2 protein-coding genes are annotated in these 2,002 nt (G+C 59.6%); both read left to right on the top strand.

The window, feature by feature from the left end; all coding sequences use genetic code 11:
- A partial coding sequence (locus ACXRVY_RS26195; RefSeq protein WP_458238643.1) for a substrate-binding periplasmic protein occupies positions 1–706 on the top strand: 706 nt, incomplete at its 5' end.
- A 266-nt stretch (positions 707–972) separates the two neighbouring features.
- Entirely contained in the window at positions 973–1,785 is an 813-nt protein-coding gene (locus ACXRVY_RS26190; protein ID WP_458238642.1) for an alpha/beta fold hydrolase, read from the top strand.
- The last annotated feature ends 217 nt before the right edge of the window (positions 1,786–2,002 follow it).

Raw genomic sequence — 2,002 nt, 5'->3', positions numbered from 1 at the left:
GCCCTATACCGTGCGCCCGGAATCCGGGGCCGATACCGGGTTGCTGCCGCAACTGGTCGAGGCTCTGAATGCGTCGCAAAGTGACTACCAGTTTGTCCTGGTGCCCACGTCCATTCCCCGGCGCTTCGGTGACTTCAAGCAGAGCCGGGTCGACATGGCCATCTTCGAGAATCCGGCCTGGGGGTGGGAAGACATTCCCCATACTTCCGTCGACATGGGGCTGGAAGACGCCGAGATTTTTGTCGCGCAACGCCTGCCCGATCGACAGCAAAGCTATTTTGCCGACCTGAGCGGCAAGCGTCTGGCTCTGTTCAGCGGCTATCATTACGAGTTCGCCAACTTCAATGCCGATCCCCAGTACCTCGCGAAAAACTACACTGCCACGCTGACCTATTCCCACGACAGCAATCTGCTGATGGTGTTGCGCGATCGTGCCGACATCGCCCTGGTCACGCGCTCTTATCTGTTCGACTACTTGTTACGCAATAAAAAAGTCGCTGACGAGTTGCTGGTGTCCCAGCGCGTTGACCAGATCTATCAYCACTACGCCATTCTCCGACCGACCGCGCCCATCACTGGTGAGGCCTTCGGCAAGTTGTTGCAAGGCTTGCGGGACAACGGCCAGATGCTGAAGATTTTCGAGCCGTACAAGATTGCGCTAGTGCCGATCCCGCACAACGAACCGGCACCACAAGTCGCCAATTGACGGTCTTTTCCTGAATTTCCTGCCACGGCTCACCGAGTTGCACGTGCAATGACTGGAGCGTTTCAGTCGTCCCGAAGGGCAAACGATAGGGGCGGCAATCCGCTGCGGGTGCCGAGCGCGGCCTCGAATTGCCGGACATGATCATTGTCAGCTTCAAGCGGGCTTGCCCGCGAATGCAGTGGCACAAACGCACACACTCCAGCGATTGACGAGGAACTGTCTGCCGCTCAGTCTTTCGGCTCCATTTTTACTCGCGGAGACAGTCGATGCCCTTCGTAACGATAGACGGACAACCCCTTCACTACATCGATCAAGGCACCGGCCCGGCGGTGCTGCTGGCCGGGAGTTACCTCTGGGACCAGGCCATGTGGGCGCCGCAGATTGCCACGCTGTCGCAACAGTATCGGGTGATCGCCCTGGACCTGTGGGGACACGGCCAATCCGGGCCATTGCCTGTCGGTACGACATCGCTGGATGACCTGGCGCGTCAGGCCCTGGTCTTGCTCGACCATCTGGATATCGAGCGGGTCACGCTGGTTGGCCTGTCGGTCGGTGGCATGTGGGGCGTGCGCCTGGCGTTGTCGGCAGCGCACCGGCTCAACGGCCTGGTGTYGATGGACACCTACGTCGGCGCTGAACCGGAGCCGACTCGCCAGTATTACTTTTCATTGCTGAAGCAGATCGAAGAGGCGGGTGTCATCACTCCAGCGCTGCTGGATATCGTGGTGCCGATTTTCTTCCGGCCGGGCATTGATCCGCAGTCGGCGCTCTACCGGGATTTTCATGCTTCCCTCGCGGCTCTACCCGCGGATCGCCTGCGTGAAAGCATCGTGCCGATGGGGCGGATTACGTTTGGGCGGGATGATCTGTTATCGCGTCTGAGCGAATTGGACGCAGCGAGCACGCTGGTAATGTGCGGTGACCAGGACAAGCCCCGGCCACCGAGTGAAGCCCGTGAAATGGCTGAATTGATTGGCTGCCCCTGGCTGCTGGTGCCGGAGGCGGGGCATATTGCCAATCTGGAGAATCCTGGGTTCGTCACCGCCGAACTGCTGAAATTTTTAGCTGAGAGAACTTAGCCGGTTGTCCTGGCTCCATCGCGGACAAGCCCGCTCCCACAAGGGCAGGTGGTGAACACATATTTTGTGGGCGCCATAGACTCCTGTGGGAGCGGGCTTGCCCGCGATGGCGTCAGCGTTATCACCGTGAATCCGACGGCGGACTACTTACTTCGGCCCGAGAATCTTCGCCAGTTTGTCCGGCGATGGCGCACCTTGCTGCTGTTGCAGATCACCC

Source organism: Pseudomonas sp. P5_A2_2, assembly GCF_054177685.1.
This window is presented reverse-complemented; position numbering and strand designations above follow the sequence as displayed.